This is a genomic window from Mesorhizobium sp. WSM4836, assembly GCF_055811815.1.
This window is the reverse complement of sequence record NZ_JBVVQF010000026.1, coordinates 39,245-61,722: the sequence shown is the minus strand read 5'-3', so window position 1 is coordinate 61,722 and position 22,478 is coordinate 39,245. Positions and strand designations below refer to the sequence as shown.

Below are 22,478 nucleotides of genomic sequence, written 5' to 3'. Positions count from 1 at the left end.
AGCTTGCTTATGGTTGAGAAGGGCTTCCGCGACGGTGACGTTCGGGGGCCTTTTTCTTTTGCGGTTTCAGTCTCCTGTTGATGTCTTCTCCGATTTTCTGAACGCCTCATAAAGGTTGCCCAGATTATCGGAAATCCACGTCCCAAAGCGGCTGCCGTCCACCTCCTTCACGGCGATCGTGATGGCCTTGCCTGCCTTCTTGACGCTGACGCTAACTGATTTGTCCTCGGGGACCCAGGACTGAGCTTGGGACCTCACGGCTACCTTGCGAACCGGCTTCCCCTTCGCATTCAAGGCTGCTAGCAACCTTTCGAAGCGTTCGTTGCTCTCAAGTTCACCGAATTCTGGTTCGGACAAGATTGCATTGACCACTTCGGATTTCTTGCCGGCGAGCAGAGACAGCTCAACCCACCGCTCGCGGCCTACAGACGTAGCTGATCCAATCTTACCGATCACAGATGCCGGAATTCTGGTGACAACCGATACCATCTTCGAGACCGCAGCGGCGTTCGAGGCCAATGCTGACGAGATCACATCTCTGTCGTACCCCAAATCCTCAAGGCGCTTTGCGAACATCGCCTTCTCGATGAAACTGAGATTTGCCCGAGCGGAATTCTCCTGACCCTGGGCAATTACATGGGTCTTGTCGTCGATCTCCTTGACCACCGCCCTCACCTTCCGTCCCAGTTCGCGGGCGACTCGGACTCTGCGATGGCCGAAGACGATCATGTAGCGGCCGTCTGAGCTCGGATGCGGACGGACGAGTATGGGAGAATCCTGCCCTCTCTCCCTAATCGCTTCCAGCAGCTCTTGATATTGTTCCTCGTTGTCGCCCATGCGGTCGGAAACGAACGAGCCATCGACTGCGCTTGGGTCGAGTTCGACGACATGCTCCCCCTCAAGATACGCATCCGCTTGCTTTGCCAACTCGTTGACTGAGCGGATCATGGATTTTGACGCGCCGCGGATCGGATATGCCGCAGCGGAGGCTGATGCCCGGTCCTCGGTCTCCGCTTCTACCAGGCCTGCAAGAAGATTCTTACGTGCCATATTTTACCTCCAGACAGCGCGTAGGTCGTTGAATACACTTGGCAAATATCCACTTTTGTCAGCAGACAAAGTCAACGGCCCCATGCTTCATGAATCAAAGCTACGATTTCGCCGTTTACGACGTCCAAGGCTTCCATTGCTCGCTCGTATGTGGAACGAGTCATCGCATTCTTTTCGACTTCGTAGAGGGTCTGCTTGGTAATCCCCGCATCGGAAATCGCCGTTGATTTCAGCATCTGGTTCTTGAGAATGAATTCGCCGAACAGCGTTTGCAGGAACGCCACCATCTGCGCTTGCGGCTGATCCGTGGGTTCGAATCGAGTAACAAGATAGCGATACCACTCCAGATTCACCTCCGCACCGGCCGCCCTGATCGGCTCCAGGATGTTCCCGAGCATCAGCAGAAACTGGCCCATGCTCATAACATCGAGCATTTGCGGATGGATCGTGATCAACACTGAGGTCGCCGCAGTCAGTGCGGTGATCGTCAGGTAGCCAAGCTGCGGCGGACAATCGATAACTATGACATCGTAGCGATCGTCGACTTCCATCAATGCCTTCGAGACGCGCGTGAAAAACGCCCTGCCCACATTCGAAGACTTGTCCGTCATTGCCAGAGGCGTGTCGTATTCGAATTCCTGCAGCTCTAGGTTCGCTGGGACGATGTCCAAGCCCGGAAAATTCGTCGGCTTGATGATTTCCAAGAGAGGCACCCTCTCGTCGTCATAACGAATCGCGTCGTAAAGCGATTTCGTCTGGTCGAGTTCAGGTTGGAACCCATGCAACGAAGAAAGCGACGCCTGCGGATCGAGATCGACAGCTAGGACACGGTGCCCGGTAAGTGCCAGGTATTGGGCGAGGTGGGCAGCGGTAGTGGTCTTCCCGCTGCCCCCCTTGAAATTAACCACAGCCAAAATCTGAAGCTTCTCGCTCGGTCGCCGATGGGGAACATACATGCGGGCATCGGATCGACCGTACTGGTCGAGATACTGGCGCAACTCAAGCATCTGTTCAGCAGTGTACGAGCGTCTGCCCGACGTCGAGGTTTCAGGCACCGGTCCCTTTCCTTCCAGATGCAGTTTCTTCAGATGGCTCTGGGACACCCCCAGATACGTGGCAACCTCCGCCAGCGAGAACGAACGAAGATTTTTCTTTGCATGGGGAGGGAAGCGCTGCATCGAAAGCAGGTGCAACTTCTTCGATATCTGGTCGCCCTGATCGAGGATACTTTTCTCGAACAGCAGCGGGACTTTCGTAGGAACGGGCGAACTCACGTTCATTCGATCGAGACTCTCTAAAAACGATTTTTGACGTAAAAGCGCCAAGCAACCGTCATTATGTCCGATTCGTTCGCCCGGGCAAGAAATTTAAAGTTAACAAAAGCTTAATGGTCTCAGGATAGCATTACATGATGTGATTCATGCAACTGAATATGCTACATAATTCGGCGATTTTGTCTGCGGACAAAGCGTGCTTATCCCAAGCACAGCTCCCTGCTTACCCAAGCGTCCCGCGCAAATTCTTATCGGCTTTCCTTAGGCGACCCGCACCGGGGCCTGGCGAGTGATCGCGACATTGAGCTCCTGGCGGCGATCGCGTGACCGACATTCGGATCGAACCAATGGTCGTGGGTCATCAGAAAGAACCAGGCGAAGGGCAGATCGATTTCGGTGTCAATCGCCTTGATCCGTTCCATCAGCCGGTGCACGGAGACGCCTTCGTCGGCGAGCAGCCGCTCAGTCCAGGCAACAAAGAAGCGGCTTTCGCGCGGCACGAAATCGAACCAGTCGGGATTGGCGTCGAAAAAACGCGGTGTCGCGCGTGCCATCTGGCCCGACCTCGCGGATGACACGGTTTCCAGCTCGGGCCGCTGCGCCTCGCGCAGTTCGCGTTCGATGCGCGTCCGGCGCGCCAAAAAACTGCGCATGTGAACGATGCCGCCGCCGCGAACGGCCGCGCAGCCGGTGGACTGGCCCTGCGAGCTGTTGTGTCTCGACCGCGGAACCGCGCAAAACCCAGGTCGGCTCGAACAGATCGTCGACGTTGCGGGGGCGATAGTCGGGATCGACCACCGCGCCGGCCAGAAACTCGATCTCGCGGCCGAGCGAGATCTGCACGAACGCGGCGACGCTGGGAACCGGTCGGGGCAAAGGCGAAGGCGGTGGTGCCTCGCCATTCGGCGAATTTTCCCCGCTCTGGCGATGCCGGTTCCAGAAGGCGTTGAGGTCACCGCCGACCTCGGCCAGTTCATGCTCGACCCAGGCGCGATGATCGCCCAGGCGGGTGCCGTCGGCAGCGACAACGTCGTGAGGGTTGCACCAGTTGGATCGTCGATGGTCGCGACGGTGAAGACGAAGCTTGGAAAGGCCTTGTTCAGGGCAGGGGCGAGTCCGACGTCGGCCGACTGCGGCTCTAAGGCCGTGGCCGGATCGCCGATGGTTCGGAAGAGGGCGGCAACTTGTGCGACAAGCCTGAAACGGCTATCTTGCACGCATGATGAGCAAGCATTTGAGTTCAGTCCTGACGACGGTGAACGCGCCCTACAGTGATCAACTGGACGACGCGGCGCTGGCGCATTGCCTTGCTGATATCGATCTGGCCAAGCAGCATCCCGGTCATGTCAGCGCCTTTCTCGGCGAGGTCCCTCTCGCCCAGCAAGTCGAGTTCGCAACCGCGCACCACATCGCAGTTGAGGACCTGAAGGCGTTTGCCGCCAAGTTCTCTGCCTGGTCCGGCGAGAGCTATCCGCTCGCCGCGTAATGGCTGGACTTGATAGCCGACGCCCGTCCGAATGGCGGCGGCTTTTTGGTATCACTATCGACCTGATCGATCAGCTTCGCGAGAATGCCGCGGGCGATGACTTTGAATGGTCATTTGGCGGCGGAACGGCGATGATGATCCAGATCGGCCATCGCGAAAGCCATGACATCGACATCTTCCTCGACGACCCTCAATTGCTCGGGTTCATCGACCCCTCCAGAAGCCACCTGCACTTGGAAACGATGCCGTCCGACTATCTGGGTGATGGGCTTCGGTTTCAGAAGTTCGCCTTCGAAGGCGTTGGCGAAATCGACTTCATCGTTGCCGGAGCGCTGACAACGACGCCTTTCGAGACCCGTGTGGTGGAAGGCAGGACGGTGCGTCTCGAGACCATTCCGGAAATTGTCGCCAAGAAGGTCTATTACCGGGGATCGGAAGCCAAACCGCGCGACATCTTCGACATCGCCGCCGCAGCCCGGTCGCAACTGGACGAGGTCGTCAACGCTCTGCGTGCGCTTCCAGAACAGGTCGCTCGCACCAGACAGCGAATGGAAAAACTCAACCCGGAATTCGTCGGCCGCGCGATCGCGCAGCTGATGATCATGCCTGACTACGAAGCGTCGGCCGCCGACAGTCTGGACGCAGCGCTCGCTGTGCTCGACGAGGCGTTGTCATCACCTCAAAGAACCTGACCGCCTCACCAGTTCAACCGGCGAGGGGAGGGGGCTTTTTAGAGCCCGGACGCTTTGGTGAGGTTGACCCGGAAGCGGTCACGCCGCCGCTGATACCTGCGGGTCATCTCGGCGCTGGTATGGCCGAGTTGCTTTTGCACATAGCGCTCATCGACTTCGGCTGAGGAGGCGAGGCCGGCGCGCAGCGAATGGCCGGCAAACAGCTTTCCGCGTTCGCCTTCCGGCAGGTCGCCGCGCACGCCCGCCGCCAGCGCAGTCCGCTTGACGAGGCGCGCGACCTCCTGGTCGTTGAGCCGATTGGCGCCGACCGCCTTACCCTGGCCGGCAACGCGCCGGAACAGCGGTCCGTGTGCGATGCGGGCGAGCTTGAGCCAGGTCTGCACCGCGACAACCGGGCAGGTGGCATCGGACGAGCCGCGCCCGACTTCGACCTCCCGCCAGCCGGTCTTGCCGCGAAGGGAAACGAGCATGCCCTTGTCGAGGATCTCGATCCAGCCGCGGCCGTCCTCGGTCTGGTCGCGGCCGATGTCCAAAGCCACGATCTCGGAGCGGCGCAGGCCGCCGGCAAAGCCAAGCAGCAGCATGGCGCGGTCGCGCAGGCCGCGTAAACTTCCGCGTTCGAGTGTCTCCAGCATGGCTATCAGATCCTCGGGCAGGATCGCCTCCTTCTGCCGCGGCGGGGCGGCGTGCTTGTTGCGGATGCCGGCCATGACGGTGGCGATATGGCGGTCTTTTCTGTCCAGCGATTGACCGCGCTGGGCGTAGTTCCAGGTCAGCGAGGACAGCCGGCGTTCGATCGTCGACACGGAGTTTGGCGTCTTATCCCCGGTGGCCGTGCCGGACGCGCAAGCGGTGATGTATAGCCCGACGACTTGCGGATCGGGCGGAAACACCTCGACGCTTTGGCGTCGGCACCAGCTCCCGAAATGCTTCCAGTCACCGGCATAGGCGCGGCGGGTGTTGGCCGCGCTCGCCGCCTCGACATAGTCGCGGGCGCGGCCGGCAAGCGCGTCGAGATGCGCCGGCAGGCGGGGATTGGCGACGGCCGGGAGAGGGGGGGACGCTTCGGCCGCCGGTTCGTCCGGCGTCCTGCCCATCTCCAGGACGACGTCGATGATGTCAGGGAGATCGCCGGCATCAAGCGCGGCGGTTTCGGCCGACGGCTGCGCGGCCAGAATGTCATCCCCGGTGCCCGTGCTGTGTGGCGGTCCGCAAGCTTGCTCGGCGTGATTTTTGGGCTTCTGCTCGACGAAAACGGCCATTTCTTCTATAAAGGGCAAAATGAACGATAATGCAACATTATCATTCGTTGTATGTTGCCGACAGGCGCGGCGGATTTTACGCAATTAAATTGCCACAAGCGCCGTCATGATTCATCGTGTTGTCGATGATTCTGCGCCCCACACTCGCCCTTCGCCACCATGGCACGCCAGCCGGCGTTGCCACAGCCGCCCCGTTGGCGTCTGTGCCGAGCTGGCTGCGCCGCGCGATGCTAGACGCGCAAAGCCTTACCAGCCAGAGCATTGAAGATGTGGCGATCACTACAGGCGCCGCCATCGGCGCGCTCGATGCGGTGGTTCGCCAGCAGGAGCGGTGGGCCGGCGCCTGGCGGCAGCGCCTGGCGCTTGTCGCTGCTGCGGTAACGGCAAAGCAGGCAGGCCGCGTCGAGGATGAAAATGCGCTGCGCGACGCCGTGCTGCTCACACGCCCGGGCGATTTTTTGTCCGTCGGCCCAGCCGGATCAATGCTGCTTGCCTGGCGCCGGCTGGCCGGCACGCCTGCCGAGAAACTGCTGACCGAGGCGAGCATCGGCGCGGCGCTGGATGACCTCGGTCTCCGCCGCGACGACGACGCAGTCAGCGATCTGGCGGACGATCTTCGACAGCTTTCCGCGGGCATCGGAATGGTCGGCATGCTGACCGGCGCGTTCACGGCTGCCGAAAGATATGGCTTCGCACGAGCCTTCGGATGCTGGCTCGCCGACGCCCTGCTGGCGCAACGACTGGGTTGGGCCCACGCGGTGCCGCTGCTGGGCGGCGAGGCAGCCTTAGGGACCAGCGCCCGCCCGCGTCGATCGGCAGCCAGCTCTGTGGCGACAGGCATTGAGACAGATCCTGACCGTGCCAAAAGCCTGCTGGCCGCACAGGCGCGCGCCGCGCTGCGCGCCATTGATCTTTGCACCGAGCTTGAGCGCCGCGCGGGCCGGCTGCTTGCTGTTGCCCCGAAACTCAGGGCCAAGGCGGCGGATGCTGTTGTCGACAAGCTCTTGTCCGACGACGCGGTCGTTGCCTCGGAAAAGATCGCCGGCATGAGCGACCGCGGCCTGCGCCGCCTGTTCGACCGGCTGGTCGAGCTCGGTGCCGTGCGCGAACTCTCCGGCCGCGCTACCTTCCGCATCTACGGGCTGTGAAGACAATGGCGGAGAGTGCACGTAGGCGAGGAGGGAGCCGGCCAGATGACCGTCGATCAGCTGACCAGCTGTTTGACCGGGAGCTGGATCACCTGCCGCCGGAGGCGAGATGGCGCGAATGGATGCAGCGCGTCGAGGCGACCATCTTTGCCGCCAGCGAGCCGGTCGGCCGCGAGACGCTGGCACGGATCGTCGGCAAGACCTGCAGCATTGACCTTCTGATCGACGACATCCGCGAGGAGCTGCGCGGCCGCCCTTACGATCTGGTTTCGGTCGCCGGCGGCTGGAAACATTTGACCCGGCCTGCCTATGCAGACGCCATCCGTGCTGCTGTAGGTGGAAGTGGGAAGACAGCCGACCTTACGCAGTCGGAGATTTTGGTGCTGATGTGCATCGGCTACTTCCAGCCGATCACCCGCGCCGAACTGTCGTCTTTCTTCGGCAAGGAGATCAGTCGCGATTTTATTGGTCATCTGCGCGGTGCCGGCCTGATCGCTTCCGGTCCGCGCAGCCCAACGCCGGGCGCGCCCTACACCTATGTGACGACAAAAGAATTCCTGCTGGAGTTCGGGCTCGACACGCTGCGCGACCTGCCGGATTTCGAAGCGCTCGAGGACGCGGGGCTACTTTCCAAGGAGAGGCTGCTGGCAGGCGATATTCCGGCCGGGTTGGGAAGCGGGGAGCACGACGAGGGCGAGGAAGAGGAAGAGCCAAAAGGACAGATCGTCGAAGATGAAATATCTCTGAGCGGCGGTCTGGGTAGGGACTCGCTTTAGGGGTCAGAACGAGAGCAGTTCAAAAATTGATGGGATGGAAGGCTCTCTCCCGGTGCTAGGTGAGCGAGCTTGGCGTCCGCGAAACGACGGGTAGGGACGGTATAGAGGATGGGGAGTTCTTGAGGCAATGGGGCAGGCAAAACAGCGAGCTGTGGCGAAGAAACAGTGGTACGAAACATTGACGGCGAGTGAGTGCGTCATCGCTGATGTGGCAGAGCGTCTTTTCAATAGATTCATCAAGCCGGCCGAGTCGACCGGCATGTGCTATCGGATGACGTTCTTCCTGCACCTGTATCTTGCTGACAAAGGCGTTCAGACGGTTCCAGTTGTGGGCTACATCAACGATGGGTCCGATGACGTTATGATATCGCACGCATGGCTTGAGTTTGGCGGCAAGAAAACCGATCTGACACTTGGCATAACCGAGGACCCCGATCTCAATCCGGTCGGAAACGTCATCATTCTGGATCAAATCTTGTTCCCCGGTCTGACCTACACCTATCACCTGGAGAAGTCGGCTGAGGGCGCCGCGATTGAGGCCCAGTGGTCACAGGATGCGAAAATAGGTCCTCTCGTCCGACGGAAGGAGATTGAACATGCTGCGATGAGCGGCAGGGCAAATAATCCCGAGCATATGCGCAGCTTTTTAGACGCGGCGCCAGATGGCCTTGATTACAATAAGCTGCGGGCAATCATCGACATTCAAGGGCTCGTGTCCCCCTAGGCACCGTAGAAATACGGGTTTGCGAACGTAGGTGCCACGAAGTGGATCCGACTCGTTTAGAGTGCTGAAGCGCCAGGGGAGGCTGATAGTGCAGAACTACTCGTTGTATGCACGCATGCGAGAGCATGGAACTCTCGCCGAGAAGGCCACCGACGTACCCGACGTGCGTTTCGCACTGCCTTCAACAATTAACTGGATTCGCTCGCTGGCGATTCTCGTTGACAGCCTGAAGCTCGATTTCCAAGCCGCCCGACGATTCTATGGCAATGTACAACGCAGGTCGATTACTGAAAGAGAGCTCAACTCGATTTTTGAGCAGCTCCTTTTTTCGCTGCATCAAATCGCTGCTTTGCAGGCAATCGCAGATGTTCCGAACAAGGCGGATGTCGCTCGGGTAGGAATAGTGACTTGGTACTACGGCGTCTATGGAGCGGCATCGGCGATGATCGCGGCATGCGATGGATCGTTCCCAGATAATCACGCCGCAACCGCACAACAGTGGGATCGCCAGTTTCCAGCAAACGGTCTCGCTATGGCGCCTTTCGGAGACCGCCTCTCCAACCTGTTGGAAAGCACGTTGAAGCGCGAGCTCGCACCTATCAGGGCTCGCGGAAAGCATTCGTTGACAACAGTACCGGCCACGCCTGAGCAAGCCTGGGGCTGCTGCGCCGAGTACCTATCTGGCACCGCGGGTTGGGAACAGTGGAATATTCAAGAGAGGTTAGTGGACGATCGTGAGTTCAAGGCGCTGGGCGTCGACAACTTTCGGACCCTCCCCGCCAGGCAGATACGTGATGCGTGGTACGCGAAACGGGGCCTAGCATTCCTGCACCAGGCCTCTCGATATCGTGGAAAAGCAAATTACCGCGACGCCATATTTCTCGCTTACGGCAAATCCGTAGCGCGGCTTCTGGAAGGCTTCATCCACGACCTAGCGGATGTGTTGAAGTCATTCTCCGCCATGGCGGCCGGCTATGCCTCAATGAGGATGGGACGGGAACGATGGTCAGCGTTTATCGACGATTTGGATGAGAAAAGGTCCATCTCGATATCGCCCAAGACAATTTGGATGTAGCTGATGGCTCTCTTTTCAGCGACCGGGAAGCCTGATGGATCGGATCGGACCCAGAACACTGAACTGGAGGCGATGGCCAAAGCCCTGAATTCGAGTGGCCGATATCGTGTGCTTCGTCGGCTCGAGCCGAGATTGGCCGCAGTCCCTCCAGAAGGCACTGAAACGCGAATCGGGCTGTTCGTGGACGTCGAGACAACGGGCCTCGATCCGACCAGTGACGAGATTATCGAACTCGCCATGTTGCCCTTCACCTATGGGCTCGACGGAACGATATTCAATGTTGGGATGCCATTTCAGCAGTTCGGCGAGCCGAGCCAACCTATCCCAGCGGCGATTTCGGCGCTGACGGGAATTACCGACGAGATGGTGGCTGGGAATGCGATTGCTGCAGCGGAGGTGGCCGCGTTCGTGAGCCCGGCATCGCTTGTAATTGCACACAATGCTGCCTTCGATCGCAGATTTCTCGAACGACTGAGCGACGCCTTCATCACCAAACCGTGGGCCTGCTCAATGACCCAAATTGATTGGGCAGGGGAAGGGTTCGAAGGTACGAAGCTGGCTTACCTGGCGACGGGTGCCGGCTTTTTCTACGAGCGCCACCGCGCCTTTCAGGACTGTGCGGCCGCGGTTGAGCTGCTCTCACTATCGTTGCCAAAGGCGGCAATGCCCGCAATGAGCCGCTTGTTGGAGCGCGCGCGCCTTTCAAACTGGAGGATATGGGCCGACAATTCTCCATTCGGTCTGAAGGACGTGCTGAAAGCGCGGGGCTATCGGTGGAATGCCGAGGGCAGCCAGAGCCCACGCTCTTGGTACATCGATGTCGATGACGATGCGAAGGAGTCGGAACTCTCGTATTTGCGTACGGAGATTTACCGGCGTGAAGTTGATATAAAGACACGCAAAATTACCGCCTACGATAGGTTCTCCGACCGGTCATAAGGCAGAGCAAAAACAAGTCCGGGGGGCACTGTGCACATATCTAAACTTCAGCTCGTGAACTATCGCAATTTTCAGAGGGCAAACATCGTCTTCAGGAAAGGCATCAACACGATCATAGGGGAGAACGGGTCGGGAAAGACCAATCTCTTTCGGGCTATTCGGCTTCTTCTCGACGAAAGTATGCTGCGCTCTGCGCTGCGGCTAGAGGAGCGAGATTTTCATCGAGGTTTGGCCAACTGGCGTGGCCACTGGATTATTGTCAGTCTAGAATTCGACGAAGTCTCCGACGACGAGACGATACAAACCCTCTTCTTACATGGATCGGGGAATATCGAAGACGGAGCGATCGGTCGGGCAACCTACAATTTGATATTTCGGCCGAAGGCCGTGGTTCGCAGCCGACTGTCTCAGCTTGATGAGGGGGATAAAGCCGGCCTGGACGCCATTCTTTTGACCCTCACAACCGATGACTATGAGACCGTCCTTACCGGCAAAAGCACGGCCGATTTTACCGATCCCGCTGTTTACACCGCCCTGGTCGGTGATTTTGAAAACGTCAGATTCAGCGCGGATCTCGATCCACCAGAAATCGGCGGCAAGATCCCGGGCATTTTCTCGATAACGAGAGAAGTCTCTTTTACCTTCGTGCAGGCCTTGCGCGATGTCGTCGCCGACTTCCACAACAATAGAACGAACCCCCTGCTGACGTTGCTGAAGAGCAAGAGCGGGGAGATTAATCCCGCAGAGTTTGCGCCCATCACCACGCAGGTGAAGGGTCTCAACACAGCAATCGAGGGCCTCTCGGACGTAAGGGAGGTTCGCTCCGATATCCGCAAGACGATAAACGACACGGTCGGCGATACGTATTCGCCAACATCCCTCTCTATCCGCTCCGATCTATCTGACGAAGCGGATCGGCTCTTTCAATCCCTGAAACTGTTCGTTGGCGAATCTGAAGAGGGTTACGAGGGCGGGATCCAGGAGCTCAGTCTGGGCGGCGCCAATCTTATCTACCTGACCCTCAAGCTGCTTGAATTCAAATACCAGAGGGTCAAGCAGTCGATTGCAAACTTTCTGCTCATCGAAGAACCGGAAGCGCATATCCACACGCATATTCAGAAGACATTGTTCGACAAGCTCAATTATCCCAACACACAGGTGATTTACTCGACCCATTCGCCGCATATCTCCGAAGTCAGCAACGTCGAGAACATTAACATCCTCGGCCGGGTAGGCGGCCGATGCGAGGCATTTCAGCCTGCCACAAGGTTGACGCCTTTGGAGGTGGGAAACATCCAACGGTATCTCGATGCGGTTCGCAGCAACCTGCTTTTTGCCAAGAGCGTGATCTTAGTCGAAGGCGATGCCGAAGAACTCTTGATGCCGATCATCATCAAAAAGGTGCTGGGCGTCAGTCTGGACGAGCTTGGAGTGAGCCTGATCAATATCCGCAGCACCGGGTTCGAAAACGTCGCCGTTCTGTTCCATGATCAGCGCATCCGCAAGCGATGTAGTATTGTGACCGACCTCGATGCTGCTTTCATCGACACGGATCCGAATCCGGATGATGCTCCAGCATTGGCCACAGCTAAGAAGCGAGCTCTGGGATCGCAAAAAGCCGGCATTGCGAGGAAAGCTGGTCTCGGCGAGTTCACCAAAGACAATCCTTGGGTCAAGCCCTTCTTCGCCTCGCATACCTTTGAGGTCGACTTTGTTGCCGCCGGCAACGGTGCCAAGGTCGTCTCGGTGGTGAACGAAGTCTACAAAGACCCCGCAACGATCACGCTAGCCAAGGCAGAACTTGAATCAAATGACATCGCGGCATTTGGCTCGCGCGTTTTGACGATGGCTGGAAACGCTGGCAAAGGCTGGTTTGCCATTCGCGTCGGCAGGGTGATCGATCACCACACAATTATCCCGGACTATCTTCTAAAGGCACTTTTCTTCGCACAAGGTTCGCTCAGCCAGCCTGTGGCTTTCAATATTCTCAGCCATCGGATCGATCACATCGCGAAGAGTGACGGCGTTGATGCGGCCGCTGTCGCAACGTTCCGGGACAATCTCCAGGCATTCCGCGACGGGGGGCTGGACTTCCCAGGCGTTCGCGCTGCCATGCTGCAAGCTTTTCCGGCTGACGAGATCAACAACATTCTTGCCGGGGTGTGAATCGTGTTCGTCTGGAACAAAGGCGATCTTAACGACGAGCAGGAAGCTGCGGTCAACGAAGAGAAGAATGTCTTTCTGGTCGCGTGTCCGGGCAGCGGGAAAACGCGGGCGCTTACCTATAAGATTGCCAGCCAGCTGTCAAAACTCGAATCCGAAAAGCAATGGGTCGTGGCGATCACCTATACTCATCGAGCGGCGGATGAAATTCACGAACGCATCGAGAACCTTGGGGTCGACACTAGTCAGCTTTGGATCGGAACGATTCACTCGTTCTGCCTGGAGTGGATCCTGAAACCCTACGCCATCTATCACGATGCGTTGAAGTATGGGTTTCGGGTGATAAACTCGCACGATACGGAACGAATTCTGTCCGAGGTCTGTTCCCCCTATCGTTACCCGAACATCACCCATTGGGATTGCAATCACTACTACACTCCCGCGGGCCGTGTTCTGACGTGCCACGCCCCCAGGCGCGTAAACGTGGCCTCGGCGCTCGATCAGTATCACGCGCTGCTTCTGCAAAATCGCCAGATAGATTTCGAACTTATCCTGCACTTTGCGCACGAGCTGATCATAAGTCAGCCGACAATCAGCAAGCTCCTGAGTTCACTTTTCTCGTACATCCTGGTCGACGAGTATCAGGACACGAAAGAAATCCAGTACGCAATTCTCGCCTCGATCCTGAGGGCTGGCGGAGGCAAGGTCGGGGCCTTCATCGTTGGGGATCCAAACCAGGCGATCTACGGATCGCTTGGAGGATACGCAATTACTGCCGCTGAATTTAGCGAGATGGCGGGGGTCGATTTCAAAGAGATGGATCTGTCGCGCAATTATCGAAGTTCGGAGCGGATCGTTGGATATTTCGGCAACTACAATGTCTACGCCACGAAAATCTCCGCTGAGGGCAAGGATAGGCAATATGCCAGTCTGATATCGTTCGACCCGGTGACGGCCCGAGATGGTCTGGAAGAGGAGCTGGTCCGGCTGGTCCGATACAGTATTGAAACGGCGGGAATCGCGCCGAACGAGATTTGCATTCTCGCGCCTCAATGGGTCCATCTAGCCAGCATGACCAGGCGACTCGTCGCGGCCTTGCCGGAGTATGGGTTCGATGGACCGGGTATGGTGCCATTCGCGCGCGACATCGACAATTTTTGGTACAAGCTCTCGAAGATCGTCCTAACCCAAGCATCGCCTCACATGTATGTCCGCCGTTTTCGCTGGATTGGCGACGTGTTGGGCGCGTTGGGCGATGCCGGAGTAGACATTGGAAAGCTTACCCGAAAATCCCTGCTGAGGACGTGTAATTCAATCACGATTGGCGAGCAGGACGGGCTCGCTTATCTGGAACAGTTTTTTGACGCCTTGTTCGCCACTATCGGCGTTGATTTCAGGGCATTTCCGGCCCTGGCTGAGCATCATGATGCGTTTTTTGAGAGCTCGCGCGCTCGCATTCAACGACTTCAGACGGAAGGCGCGGAATATATCGGCGAGATTGCAACGTTCAAGCGGGTATTTGAAGGGCGGAAAGGCATCACTGTCTCGACGATCCACGGCGTAAAGGGAGCGGAGTACGACACTGTGATCAGTTATGCGCTGCTTGAGGGCATGGTGCCAAACTTTAACGACCCGACTCCCGCTGAGAGCGCCTGCAAGCTACTTTATGTCATCGGCTCCAGAGCAAGAAAAAACCTGCATTTGCTCTCCGAGCGCGGTCGGCAGCGGGGCGGCGGATGGGGAGAGTATCAACCGACGACCGTGCTTGCCGATTGCCAGTTTGCCTATGACAAGGTGCCATGACGTGCCGCACGGCTGTCGTCTCCGGTGCGAGCCCAGGCAGCCCCAGGTATCAACTCGATAAATTTGGTAAACACGTCTCGGAATGAGGTCCTGGTCGAGTCGTCTGTCAAAAGCGCGGGTTTGCGAGTTTGGCGAGCATACGCTCCTCTGCCTGAGCCCGAGAAATCGCCTGAGCAGACGACCCAAGGTATTGGCCTAAGAGCTCGATAGCATGCTTGGCATCCAGCCCTTCAAATGTTCCCAGCGCATGAGCAAGGTTGTATAGATCGCGACACTTGTCGCGCTGGAGCAGCGCTCGCAGTTTCGTCGCCAGGATTTCCTCTCGCGAGAATGTTGGCACATTGGTCTTGCCGGTGAACCAAGGGTCGAACTCGCGCTGATGCATGCAAGCCAAAGGCTAGGGAAGCTGGGCATGTCCGGATACACAAGCTGCCGCCAACGCCATCCGTGGAAGCAGTTGACATAGACGAGCTGATCTCGCAGCTTCTTCGCCAATGAAGCGTGAAATGACTGTCGTCATCGCAGGGCTGGAGACCGAGAGCGAGAAGATCCGCGCGCTGTTGCACGAAGGCTACATGCGGACGGAGGTCGCGGACTTCCTCAACATCCGGTACCAACACGTCCGCAAGGTGGCCGTCGACGCCGGCATCGAAGGCGGCCTCCAGCGCGGCCTCGTCGTTGTTCCCAAGTCAAAGCCTATCCCGAAGGTTCGCGCCGATGTCGCGATCGACGTGCTCGCGGACGCCGGATTCGAGCGTCTGGGTATGTGGGTGGCCGACGGCGCAGGCGGCATCGGGCTCGACACCTCCGCACCGCGTGACGCCGGCGTCTACGTGTTCGTGGTCGACGGTCTCATCAAGTACATCGGCGTGAGTCGGGCTGGCATCCGCAGCCGCATGTCAAACTACCGGCTCGGCCAGGCCGGACAAAAAACCAGCGCCCGCGTGAACCAGATCATCAACGAACACGTAACAGCCGGCACAGTCGTCGAGATCTACATCGCGATGCCCCCTGCGCTCGAGTGGAACGGCTTGCCGGTGATCACGGCCGCTGGGCTAGAAGCCGGGCTGATCAAAATGATCCAGCCACCGTGGAACAAGATGGGTGTGGAGAGTTAGATGGCTAGGCGGTGGCGACGCGTCGCTATGGATGCGGACATTATGGATTTCGGCGGCTCGGCTATCATCAGGATTTCGCGCGGGACGAACGGCGATCCCATGGCGAGCGTCGAACGCATGGAATGGTTCGAACCTGACGGCCATGAACACACAGGTTACGCGGATGCGGTGACGGACCGGCGACGGCCGGCAGCGGAGGTGCTCGCCGAATATCGAAAAACGACGGCTGTGGTTGCGGTCGAGAGCGAGGACTTGTGGGACGCGGCCTGGGGAGAATTGGACAGCGAGCATCGCTAGAGGACGTTCAAGCTTCCGCGAATGAAGGCATCAGCATGCCTTGGTTTGCGAGGTCGGGCTCAGTTCTCTTGGCGTGAGGCTTTCTTGGCGTACCAGGTGCGAGGTTCGGCTGCGTCGGTCCTGAGGCCGACGAACACCGCCGTGACACCTGTTGTTTCATCATACTCCTGCGTCGATCCGTATTTTGAAAACTTGATTGAGTAAACGAGCCGCTTGCCAAGCAGGGAAAGTGTGCGGTCGAGCCACGCGGGCGCGGCCCACAGAATCTCGCCGTCATTGTGATGGTCGACCTGCCGTTGCCCTGGAGCCGGCTCCCAATTGCCCCACACCTGACTTCTGAGCGCGAGGTATCCATCCCTATCGTACCATTCTCGGGCATCGGAATTGAGCCTTAACCCAAGCTGTTCGGTGAGCTCGATGCCAAGCCGCGGCCTTCCGGCAGGGCCTTGAGCCGCGATTTTGTCTCCGACGTCGATGCCAAGGCCATGGGCGTCCGGTGCCCAGACAAATGGAAAAAAGGGATTTGTATGGCTGCGCCGGCGCTCGTACCGGCCCTGGTCCCAGAACATTGGCAGCCAGAGTTCATGGTCGCTCAGCTTGGAAAACGCCTTGCATCTGCCGATGGATCCTCGGCGCGGCGACAGTGCAGATACGATGCGCACGTACACGCCGTCTGACGAGACCCAGCTCCCATAGATAGGAACGAGACCTTCAACCCTTTCGGTAACGAGTCCCAGACCCTGCAGCAGGGTGCCCTGGTCTTTAAGCGTTTCCTGCTGGCCAATCCTGCGGCCGAGCAGCTTCGCTTTCGCAGCGGCTGGGACTGTATCCTTTCGATCCGAAAGCCAGGATCCGTCCGCAAAGGTGATGTCGTAGCGATGTAGCCAGTCTGCCCAAGGTGAGCCATCATCTGCGTCATCGTAACGATGCTTCACAATCGGCAAAGTCGCGACAAGGGTGGTAGCCGCACTAAATAAGGCATGTCTTTGGATATGCTCCCGGTAGAACTCATACCGCTCGTCTCCGTCCCGGCCATATCGGTCGCGACCTGGGAAATAGTTCAGGCTCGTCGCCTTCGGCCATCGCTTCGTTATCTCTGCCGCGATAGCGTCGGTGACTGCCTCGTTTGCCAACCCGAAAAGCCTGGCCAGACGGGCAACCTCCGACTTGGCAAAGTCATAGTCGAATGAAAATCCCGACTTGGACTCCACGGCGGCGGGCCAGTCATCCCTCTCGATGAAGCCGTGTGAGGGTCCGTCTATCGCCTCCCTTAGCGCGTCGAGTTCCAGGTCCTGTGCCCCTTTGTCCCGAATGTGCTCCAGACATCTGGCGATATGGAGTTTATGCACCACATGGATGTCGGGCCGCATGGCAAGCGCCACTAACTTGGGTCGAAGATGGCGGAGCTTCACTGGATGGGAGAGAGTCGCTCGCGCCAAACCCATCAGGAACCATTGCTGGGAATTCTGAAACGATAGTCTGGTTTCCGGGGAAACCAGTGCCGCGACCTCGGTTTGATCAAAGCCGTCGAGAAGAACGTTGAACTCCTCGATTAGGCCCAGATCGGCCAACGTTCCCAGGCTTCTCGCCACTGCCCACCTGATATAGGCGTCGTCATCCCCGAGCAGATGCCAGATGATCCCGCCAATGAATTTTGCCTGGTTGTTTCCTGACTCGAATTCCTCTCGCCAAGCGCCCTCGCCAATCTCATCCGCCATCCGCGCCGACGATCCGGACAAGAGGGTCTCCAGTGCTTCCAGACTTGCCTTGGCGGAGGCCTCCCGGCAGAGACCGGTTGCCAGTTGAAGCCATTCATCGCCGTCAAGTTCGAGCTGCTCCCGGGCCACGGTGCGCAGAACCTGACCCAAGACGAACCCAGGGTCCTTGCAGAAGTTCGAAAGTGTGCTGATATGGCGGGTGACATTCGAGAATCTAAGATCAAAAAGCTCCGATCCTTTGTACTCGAATAGCTTCTCGACAACGTGCTTTGCACTTGTGCGCAGGTGAGCAACGGCTTCGTCCCATAAGGCGACGGACGCCACGATCAAATCGGTCGTGCGGTCAAACTCGAGTTCAGAGCACTCGCAAAGGGCGAGCACAAAGCTCAAACGGTCGTCAAACGGGCACTGCTCAACAAGGCCATCGAGAAAGCGCTTCCTCGCATAGTAGGGCAGCGACTTGTCGTCCGCGACTTTTCGTAAGGCTTCATCGATCGCGAGCGCGGAAGTCGGATCGCAGGCGTCGACGAGCTGGGCGATACGGCTATCGACTTCAGCGTCCGAGCTCTTGCCCCTTGCAACTGCCAGTACCGATCTCTCTTCAGAGCTGTTCCGGCTATTGAATTCGTCCTGCTTGCGTGCGTCGTCGGACTTGAGAAGTAACAGCGCCGCCCGATCTACTTCATCGAGGCTGCCGGGGAACCGGTCACCAGCCTTTAGAATACTCTCCCAGAGAGATGGCCAGGCGCCAAAGGGCCGTTCTGCCTTGAGTTTGTTGAGAATGGTCAGCAGGATTGGTCGCCGATCACCTGGCTCGGCGACACCAAGGAGGTCACCGAGGCCGTCGCCAACCTGCCACTCATGCCACCCGTGATCCTCGCAGATCGAAACAAGGACCGCGCCCCGTCGTGCGTCGAGAGCCCCATTCTTGGCAAGGAAGCACGCCAGTTGCGGCAGGCCGTACGAGTAGTCGGCAACGTCTTGATCGTCCCACCGCAAGAGTTTGTGTGCCGCCGCGAGCCCGATCGACTTCGCTGCCGCGCGCGCGAATAGTGGCCACCCAAATTTACCAGAGTCTTGATGCACCACCGTCTGGCACAGATTCATCATGCGCTGCGCCAGGTCCGGTCGAACGAACCCTCCCGGTTGGACAGAGGCATAGTGCAGCAGCGAGTAGATTCTGTCGTGGTCTTCGCCACCCATCTGGTCGAGCTGCGCTAGACCCTGGCGGTAGTAATGCCGCGCTTCTCCCAGACTCATTGGAACCAGCGACGAGGCGAGCTCGGCGTAGGATTCCCCTCGCTGCTCCACATTGTCATCTTTGCCAATGTGCTCGGCTATGTGGCGCGCGAACCGGCCGGCGAGATCGTGCAGATTAGAACGCTCAGCGAGAAGGCTCAGCACTCCAGTCTTCTGACCAATGAAAAAGCGGTCATTGGAAATCAGCTCGATCAGTGCTTGGGCATCGTCGGCCAGCACGTCGTCGGCATGCCTAAGCAAGAGTCGAGCGCACCCAATCCCAATTGTACGGGACAAGAAGTCCGTCGGGCGCTCGGCCATGCGATGCACATCGGTGCGGAGCCGTTCCTTCCAGATCGCGATGAAGCTACTGACACTTTTGGCCGAGACACCCGTCCTCGTCAGTACCGCATCCTCGATCGGCCCTATCAGCGCGAGCACGAGCCCGATGCCGCTGCCGATCCCGTCACGCTCCTGGTCGGTGAAACGCGACTTCGCACGTTGTTTGGCCCGACCGCGCCGGGCGTCTGGGGGCTGCGCCGCACGAAGCTGACCGAGGAAGGCAACCAGATCCTTTTGGCTCTCAATGGCCTTGGCCTGGCGCGTTACCTTTACCTCGGAGGGCAGAAGGTGGTGGTAGCGAACGCGCTTGCCGCCTGACCACGCCCGCACACAGGCTCGCAGGATAGGCCCCCATGCTTTCGAAGGCCCGTAGCGTTCCCTGTAGTCGTAACTTGACGGGCGCGCCGCGATCGACGAACTGAGAATGCGCCCAGCGGCTGCGCGAGAACTAAACAATAGCGCGGTCAAGGCGGCCTGGACTGCATCGTTCTCAATCGCCTGCCCAGGTTCATCCTCCACCTCGCTGATTGTCACCTCCAGTTGTTTGGGGGTAGGGGCAGCAGCTCGCGCGAGCAACTTCGCCTGTGCTGCGCTCAGCCGATTCTGTCTAGCCAATAGCGAGACCTTGAGCGCGAACGCGTTGCACTTCTCGCTCGATGCGAACCCTATGAAGTTGTCCAATACAACGCCGCTGTGGCGCTCGTACAGGTTCAGCAACTCTATAATCTCGCGGGACACCGACACGGAGAAGCTGCTGTCCCACCGTGACAGGTTGCGGTCGACGACACCGTATTCACCGGCGAGCACGCATTGAAAAAAGACCGCAGCGAGATCAGCGGCGGAAGGGGCCTGACGATCCCTGTTCCCCTCTTCTTGGGCCTGTTCCCAGTGCCATCTAATCCATCGGATCGTGCTCTCCCGTTGAATGAGCGCCTCTGCCTCTTCGCCAGCAAAACCATGCGCGACCGTCAGCCGTGCATTTCTGGCACCACGCCAGCCCGATCGGTCGTTGAACAGCCTGCGATAGGCGTCCGGGTCGCCCAGCATCGTCGCGAGCGCCGGCGAACGGCGAATAAATTGGTCACCCCGGACATTGGCCGCGGCAATTTGCGACAAGCGCATGGTCAGTCCCAATACGCGATCGATGTCGTTCGCGTTCACCGCAAGTCGAAAAGCAGCATTGAGTCTTGCGAGCGTCAGCCGCCGACGGCCAAAATCGGATTGTATTGTGGTCGGGAACTGGTTGGAATCCGCTAGCGCAAAAGCCCGATCGCTATCGTCGATGACGACGAGGAAGTGCGGAAGCGCCTCCGCGGCGTAGGCTGATGTGCTCTGCGCTCCTAGCAGCCGCTCGGCGATTGCCTGTTGTGCGGCCGTTTCACGCGAATATTGCTCTCGCACATAGGATTCGGTCGGCTCGTCGCGAAATATGGCACCGTGCGGGACGAGTTCCAGCATCGGCACCAAATCGCCTGCCGCCGTACTCACCTGAGACTTTGGCCACCCGAGCGCGGTCGCGAGCTCTTCCAAGGGGATGGGTGGGGGCAGAAGCGAGAGTGCAGCAAAGAACTCGACCACCTCGGCGTCCCGCCAACCAGCGATCCTCAGGTCGGCGAAGATCTTGTCGCATCGCTGCGCGATAATTTCTCGCACGGTAATCGGGGTTTTGGGCGCGTTGCCGCGCACATTGCTCTCCCAGGTTTGCACAAGGTAGTCGAGGACCCGTGCGTTGCGGCCCGATCGCGCCACGGCGGTTATGAATTCGATATTGGAGAGGGTCTTACGCCGGTCCTCGAGGAACTGGCGCGCCTCAGCCTCGGAGAACGGCCCCAACTCAAATGGCTCGACCTTTGTCCGACCCACGACATCGGGCATACGGTGCGTCCGCGCCGTGAGGAGCAATTTCACGCCTTCGAGTGCCTCGTTGTCGAGTGATGACAGCAGTAGTTTCGGAAAGGCATCCTGCTTTCGGTTGTCTGCCTCCAGCTGTGCGTTGTCGGCGGCGTCGATAACGATCAGAATCCCGCTCTTGTTGGATTGTTCCCTCACTGCCTTCGCGGCCTGAGCGAAGCGCTTACGCGCAGCCTTGACGAGGCCGATGCGGTCACTATCGCCGGGCAACAACGGATCACACAGGCCCCGCGAGGCCAACTCATTGGCAATCTGCACCAGTCCGACAGTGGGCAGATGCCGTGCCTGATCTTCCGACCGGTAGGCGCCGCCCCCGAAGCAGTCGAAAACGACGACTTCGAATTGCCTTGTCAGCCTTGCCGCCAAGCCTTGGATGAACACTGTCTTTCCAACACCACCCTCGGCGTGGACAAAGACCGGCAGCGTCGAATTTCTGACCAGCTCTCCTACGACGCGGAGCTCGGCGCGCTCGACAACGGCACCCACATCAATGAAGCGCGTATCGGCCGGGAACAGATCCTCTGGGTCGCAGTCCAGGGCATCGAGAACGTCCTCACGCCGAATAAGATTGTTGTTCTGTCCGCCCGGGCCAGCCTTTTTCAGGATGAGTTCCTGCAGGCCAAACAATCGCAATCTTGCAGGCCCGTCGGCTCCGCTGGACCAATCCGTCAGGATCCGGCGCAGGGTGTTGCTCTGTCCCGGCAGGCTCTTCTCACCCGCCCGGAAGTCGATTCTCGAGAACAGACGACGAGAATCTTCCACCTTGTGAGCCTTGCACAGCGACATCAGGTACCGGATTGGCTCAGCATCGGTGCTATCGGCTGACGTCCGCCCCACCTTCAGAGCCTCGATCGCCTCCCATAAGCCGTCTGAGAATTCAGCCGTCGTGACGAAGGAAAACGAAAGCTTCGCCTCGACCTCGTCGCGTGAGAATTTTTTCTCGTAGCCGACAAGGGTGCCGCAGAACTTCACGATGGTCTTTTTGAGATAGGACGCCGTAACCGGGGCCCCCTCTCCTTGTACTTGAACTGGACGGTCTCCTGCCTATCGCACGAGGCGAACTCGTTTCCCTCGCCGTAGTAGAGGACCAGGTCCGCTACATCTTCGGCCTCGGCACCGGGGTTCGCTGTTTCGGTTGACGAAATGCCTTCAACGGCAATTGCGAAGAGCCGGTCCTTAGGAAAAATCAGCTGCAGGGCACGCCGTGCGGCCCAACGTTCGTGGAACGTATGGCCGGCCCTCGAGGAGCGGACCTTGTCGATGCTGTCGTCTATTTTCGGCATTCTGCCCCAGTGAAAGGTCTAGACAAAGATGTTCCAGGAACGCAGACGGACTTGGAATAGCAAGTCTTGTTGATATGCGCTGCAATCAGCGCGGCCGACAAGCGCAGGATCGCGATATCCGCTCCACCATAGCCTGCCACTGCCGGAGGTGCTCAAGAATGGCCCCTCCGCGCAACAT

General features: G+C 58.7%; 18 protein-coding genes. 12 read left to right on the top strand and 6 right to left on the bottom strand.

The genetic code is table 11. From position 1 onward, the window contains the following. Window positions 1-66: 66 nt before the first annotated feature. From repB to AC0L2P_RS26085, 3 genes are all read right to left on the bottom strand, one after another. Window positions 67-1,050: a plasmid partitioning protein RepB gene (gene repB, locus AC0L2P_RS26095; RefSeq protein WP_473505351.1), complete on the bottom strand. Its 984-nt coding sequence runs from the start codon at window positions 1,048-1,050 to the stop codon at window positions 67-69. A 71-nt stretch (window positions 1,051-1,121) separates the two neighbouring features. Beyond that, window positions 1,122-2,330, bottom strand: coding sequence for a plasmid partitioning protein RepA (gene repA, locus AC0L2P_RS26090; RefSeq protein WP_473505418.1), 1,209 nt, complete (start codon window positions 2,328-2,330; stop codon window positions 1,122-1,124). 242 nt (window positions 2,331-2,572) lie between these two features. Beyond that, window positions 2,573-2,977, bottom strand: coding sequence for a hypothetical protein (locus AC0L2P_RS26085; protein WP_473505349.1), 405 nt, complete (start codon window positions 2,975-2,977; stop codon window positions 2,573-2,575). 7 nt (window positions 2,978-2,984) lie between these two features. On the opposite strand from AC0L2P_RS26085, the gene AC0L2P_RS26080 reads away from it, so the two are divergent. From AC0L2P_RS26080 to AC0L2P_RS26070, 3 genes are read left to right on the top strand one after another with little or no spacing between them, the layout of a single operon-like run. After that, window positions 2,985-3,599, top strand: a complete 615-nt coding sequence (locus AC0L2P_RS26080; protein ID WP_473505348.1) for a hypothetical protein — start codon at window positions 2,985-2,987, stop codon at window positions 3,597-3,599. Then, window positions 3,559-3,810: a hypothetical protein gene (locus AC0L2P_RS26075; RefSeq protein ID WP_473505346.1), complete on the top strand. Its 252-nt coding sequence runs from the start codon at window positions 3,559-3,561 to the stop codon at window positions 3,808-3,810. The genes AC0L2P_RS26080 and AC0L2P_RS26075 overlap by 41 nt, the downstream gene beginning before the upstream one ends. Further along, window positions 3,810-4,502, top strand: a complete 693-nt coding sequence (locus AC0L2P_RS26070) for a nucleotidyl transferase AbiEii/AbiGii toxin family protein (protein ID WP_473505344.1) — start codon at window positions 3,810-3,812, stop codon at window positions 4,500-4,502. Before AC0L2P_RS26075 ends, AC0L2P_RS26070 begins: the two co-directional genes overlap by 1 nt. 38 nt (window positions 4,503-4,540) lie before the next feature. Here AC0L2P_RS26070 and AC0L2P_RS26065 read toward each other — a convergent pair whose 3' ends face one another. After that, window positions 4,541-5,764: a site-specific integrase gene (locus tag AC0L2P_RS26065; protein ID WP_473505342.1), complete on the bottom strand. Its 1,224-nt coding sequence runs from the start codon at window positions 5,762-5,764 to the stop codon at window positions 4,541-4,543. A gap of 125 nt (window positions 5,765-5,889) precedes the next feature. On the opposite strand from AC0L2P_RS26065, the gene AC0L2P_RS26060 reads away from it, so the two are divergent. The 7 genes from AC0L2P_RS26060 (at window position 5,890) to AC0L2P_RS26030 (ending at window position 14,392) form a co-directional block, all read left to right on the top strand. Next, a complete protein-coding gene (locus AC0L2P_RS26060; protein WP_473505340.1) occupies window positions 5,890-6,912 on the top strand; it encodes a DUF1403 family protein in 1,023 nt (340 codons plus the stop codon). 5 nt (window positions 6,913-6,917) lie between these two features. Then, entirely contained in the window at window positions 6,918-7,688 is a 771-nt protein-coding gene (gene scpB, locus AC0L2P_RS26055; RefSeq protein WP_473505338.1) for an SMC-Scp complex subunit ScpB, read from the top strand. Window positions 7,689-7,815: 127 nt separating this feature from the next. Further along, a complete protein-coding gene (locus AC0L2P_RS26050) occupies window positions 7,816-8,412 on the top strand; it encodes a hypothetical protein (RefSeq protein ID WP_473505336.1) in 597 nt (198 codons plus the stop codon). Window positions 8,413-8,500: 88 nt separating this feature from the next. Continuing rightward, complete coding sequence (locus tag AC0L2P_RS26045) at window positions 8,501-9,487, top strand: hypothetical protein (RefSeq protein WP_473505335.1); 987 nt, start codon at window positions 8,501-8,503, stop codon at window positions 9,485-9,487. 3 nt (window positions 9,488-9,490) lie between these two features. Further along, the gene (locus tag AC0L2P_RS26040) at window positions 9,491-10,426 is read left to right on the top strand and encodes a 3'-5' exonuclease (RefSeq protein WP_473505334.1); all 936 of its coding nucleotides are present in this window, start codon (window positions 9,491-9,493) and stop codon (window positions 10,424-10,426) included. A 30-nt stretch (window positions 10,427-10,456) separates the two neighbouring features. After that, window positions 10,457-12,592, top strand: a complete 2,136-nt coding sequence (locus AC0L2P_RS26035) for an ATP-dependent nuclease (RefSeq protein ID WP_473505332.1) — start codon at window positions 10,457-10,459, stop codon at window positions 12,590-12,592. A 3-nt stretch (window positions 12,593-12,595) separates the two neighbouring features. Beyond that, window positions 12,596-14,392: a UvrD-helicase domain-containing protein gene (locus AC0L2P_RS26030; protein ID WP_473505330.1), complete on the top strand. Its 1,797-nt coding sequence runs from the start codon at window positions 12,596-12,598 to the stop codon at window positions 14,390-14,392. Between the two features lie 106 nt (window positions 14,393-14,498). Here AC0L2P_RS26030 and AC0L2P_RS26025 read toward each other — a convergent pair whose 3' ends face one another. Beyond that, a complete protein-coding gene (locus tag AC0L2P_RS26025; protein WP_473505329.1) occupies window positions 14,499-14,777 on the bottom strand; it encodes a nucleotidyl transferase AbiEii/AbiGii toxin family protein in 279 nt (92 codons plus the stop codon). Window positions 14,778-14,898: 121 nt separating this feature from the next. Between AC0L2P_RS26025 and AC0L2P_RS26020 the strand changes: the two genes are divergently transcribed. Then, window positions 14,899-15,510, top strand: a complete 612-nt coding sequence (locus AC0L2P_RS26020; protein WP_473505327.1) for a GIY-YIG nuclease family protein — start codon at window positions 14,899-14,901, stop codon at window positions 15,508-15,510. Between the two features lie 42 nt (window positions 15,511-15,552). Then, on the top strand, window positions 15,553-15,807 hold the full coding sequence (locus AC0L2P_RS26015; RefSeq protein ID WP_473505326.1) for a hypothetical protein: 255 nt from the start codon (window positions 15,553-15,555) through the stop codon (window positions 15,805-15,807). 59 nt (window positions 15,808-15,866) lie between these two features. Here the strand turns inward: AC0L2P_RS26015 and AC0L2P_RS26010 are convergent, their stop codons facing one another. Next, window positions 15,867-21,989 carry an NACHT domain-containing protein gene (locus tag AC0L2P_RS26010; RefSeq protein ID WP_473505324.1) on the bottom strand — a complete coding sequence of 2,041 codons (6,123 nt, stop codon included), beginning with the start codon at window positions 21,987-21,989 and terminating at the stop codon, window positions 15,867-15,869. Window positions 21,990-22,478: the final 489 nt, after the last annotated feature.

What these genes read in the sequence shown, in the direction of transcription:
- repB (WP_473505351.1), bottom strand. Translation starts at nt 1,050, where the DNA reads ATGGCACGTAAGAATCTTCTTGCAGGCCTGGTAGAAGCGGAGACCGAG.
- repA (WP_473505418.1), bottom strand. Translation starts at nt 2,330, where the DNA reads ATGAACGTGAGTTCGCCCGTTCCTACGAAAGTCCCGCTGCTGTTCGAG.
- AC0L2P_RS26085 (WP_473505349.1), bottom strand. Translation starts at nt 2,977, where the DNA reads ATGCGCAGTTTTTTGGCGCGCCGGACGCGCATCGAACGCGAACTGCGC.
- AC0L2P_RS26080 (WP_473505348.1), top strand. Translation starts at nt 2,985, where the DNA reads ATGCCGCCGCCGCGAACGGCCGCGCAGCCGGTGGACTGGCCCTGCGAG.
- AC0L2P_RS26070 (WP_473505344.1), top strand. Translation starts at nt 3,810, where the DNA reads ATGGCTGGACTTGATAGCCGACGCCCGTCCGAATGGCGGCGGCTTTTT.
- AC0L2P_RS26065 (WP_473505342.1), bottom strand. Translation starts at nt 5,764, where the DNA reads ATGGCCGTTTTCGTCGAGCAGAAGCCCAAAAATCACGCCGAGCAAGCT.
- AC0L2P_RS26060 (WP_473505340.1), top strand. Translation starts at nt 5,890, where the DNA reads ATGATTCTGCGCCCCACACTCGCCCTTCGCCACCATGGCACGCCAGCC.
- scpB (WP_473505338.1), top strand. Translation starts at nt 6,918, where the DNA reads ATGGCGGAGAGTGCACGTAGGCGAGGAGGGAGCCGGCCAGATGACCGT.
- AC0L2P_RS26050 (WP_473505336.1), top strand. Translation starts at nt 7,816, where the DNA reads ATGGGGCAGGCAAAACAGCGAGCTGTGGCGAAGAAACAGTGGTACGAA.
- AC0L2P_RS26040 (WP_473505334.1), top strand. Translation starts at nt 9,491, where the DNA reads ATGGCTCTCTTTTCAGCGACCGGGAAGCCTGATGGATCGGATCGGACC.
- AC0L2P_RS26025 (WP_473505329.1), bottom strand. Translation starts at nt 14,777, where the DNA reads ATGCATCAGCGCGAGTTCGACCCTTGGTTCACCGGCAAGACCAATGTG.
- AC0L2P_RS26020 (WP_473505327.1), top strand. Translation starts at nt 14,899, where the DNA reads ATGACTGTCGTCATCGCAGGGCTGGAGACCGAGAGCGAGAAGATCCGC.
- AC0L2P_RS26015 (WP_473505326.1), top strand. Translation starts at nt 15,553, where the DNA reads ATGGATTTCGGCGGCTCGGCTATCATCAGGATTTCGCGCGGGACGAAC.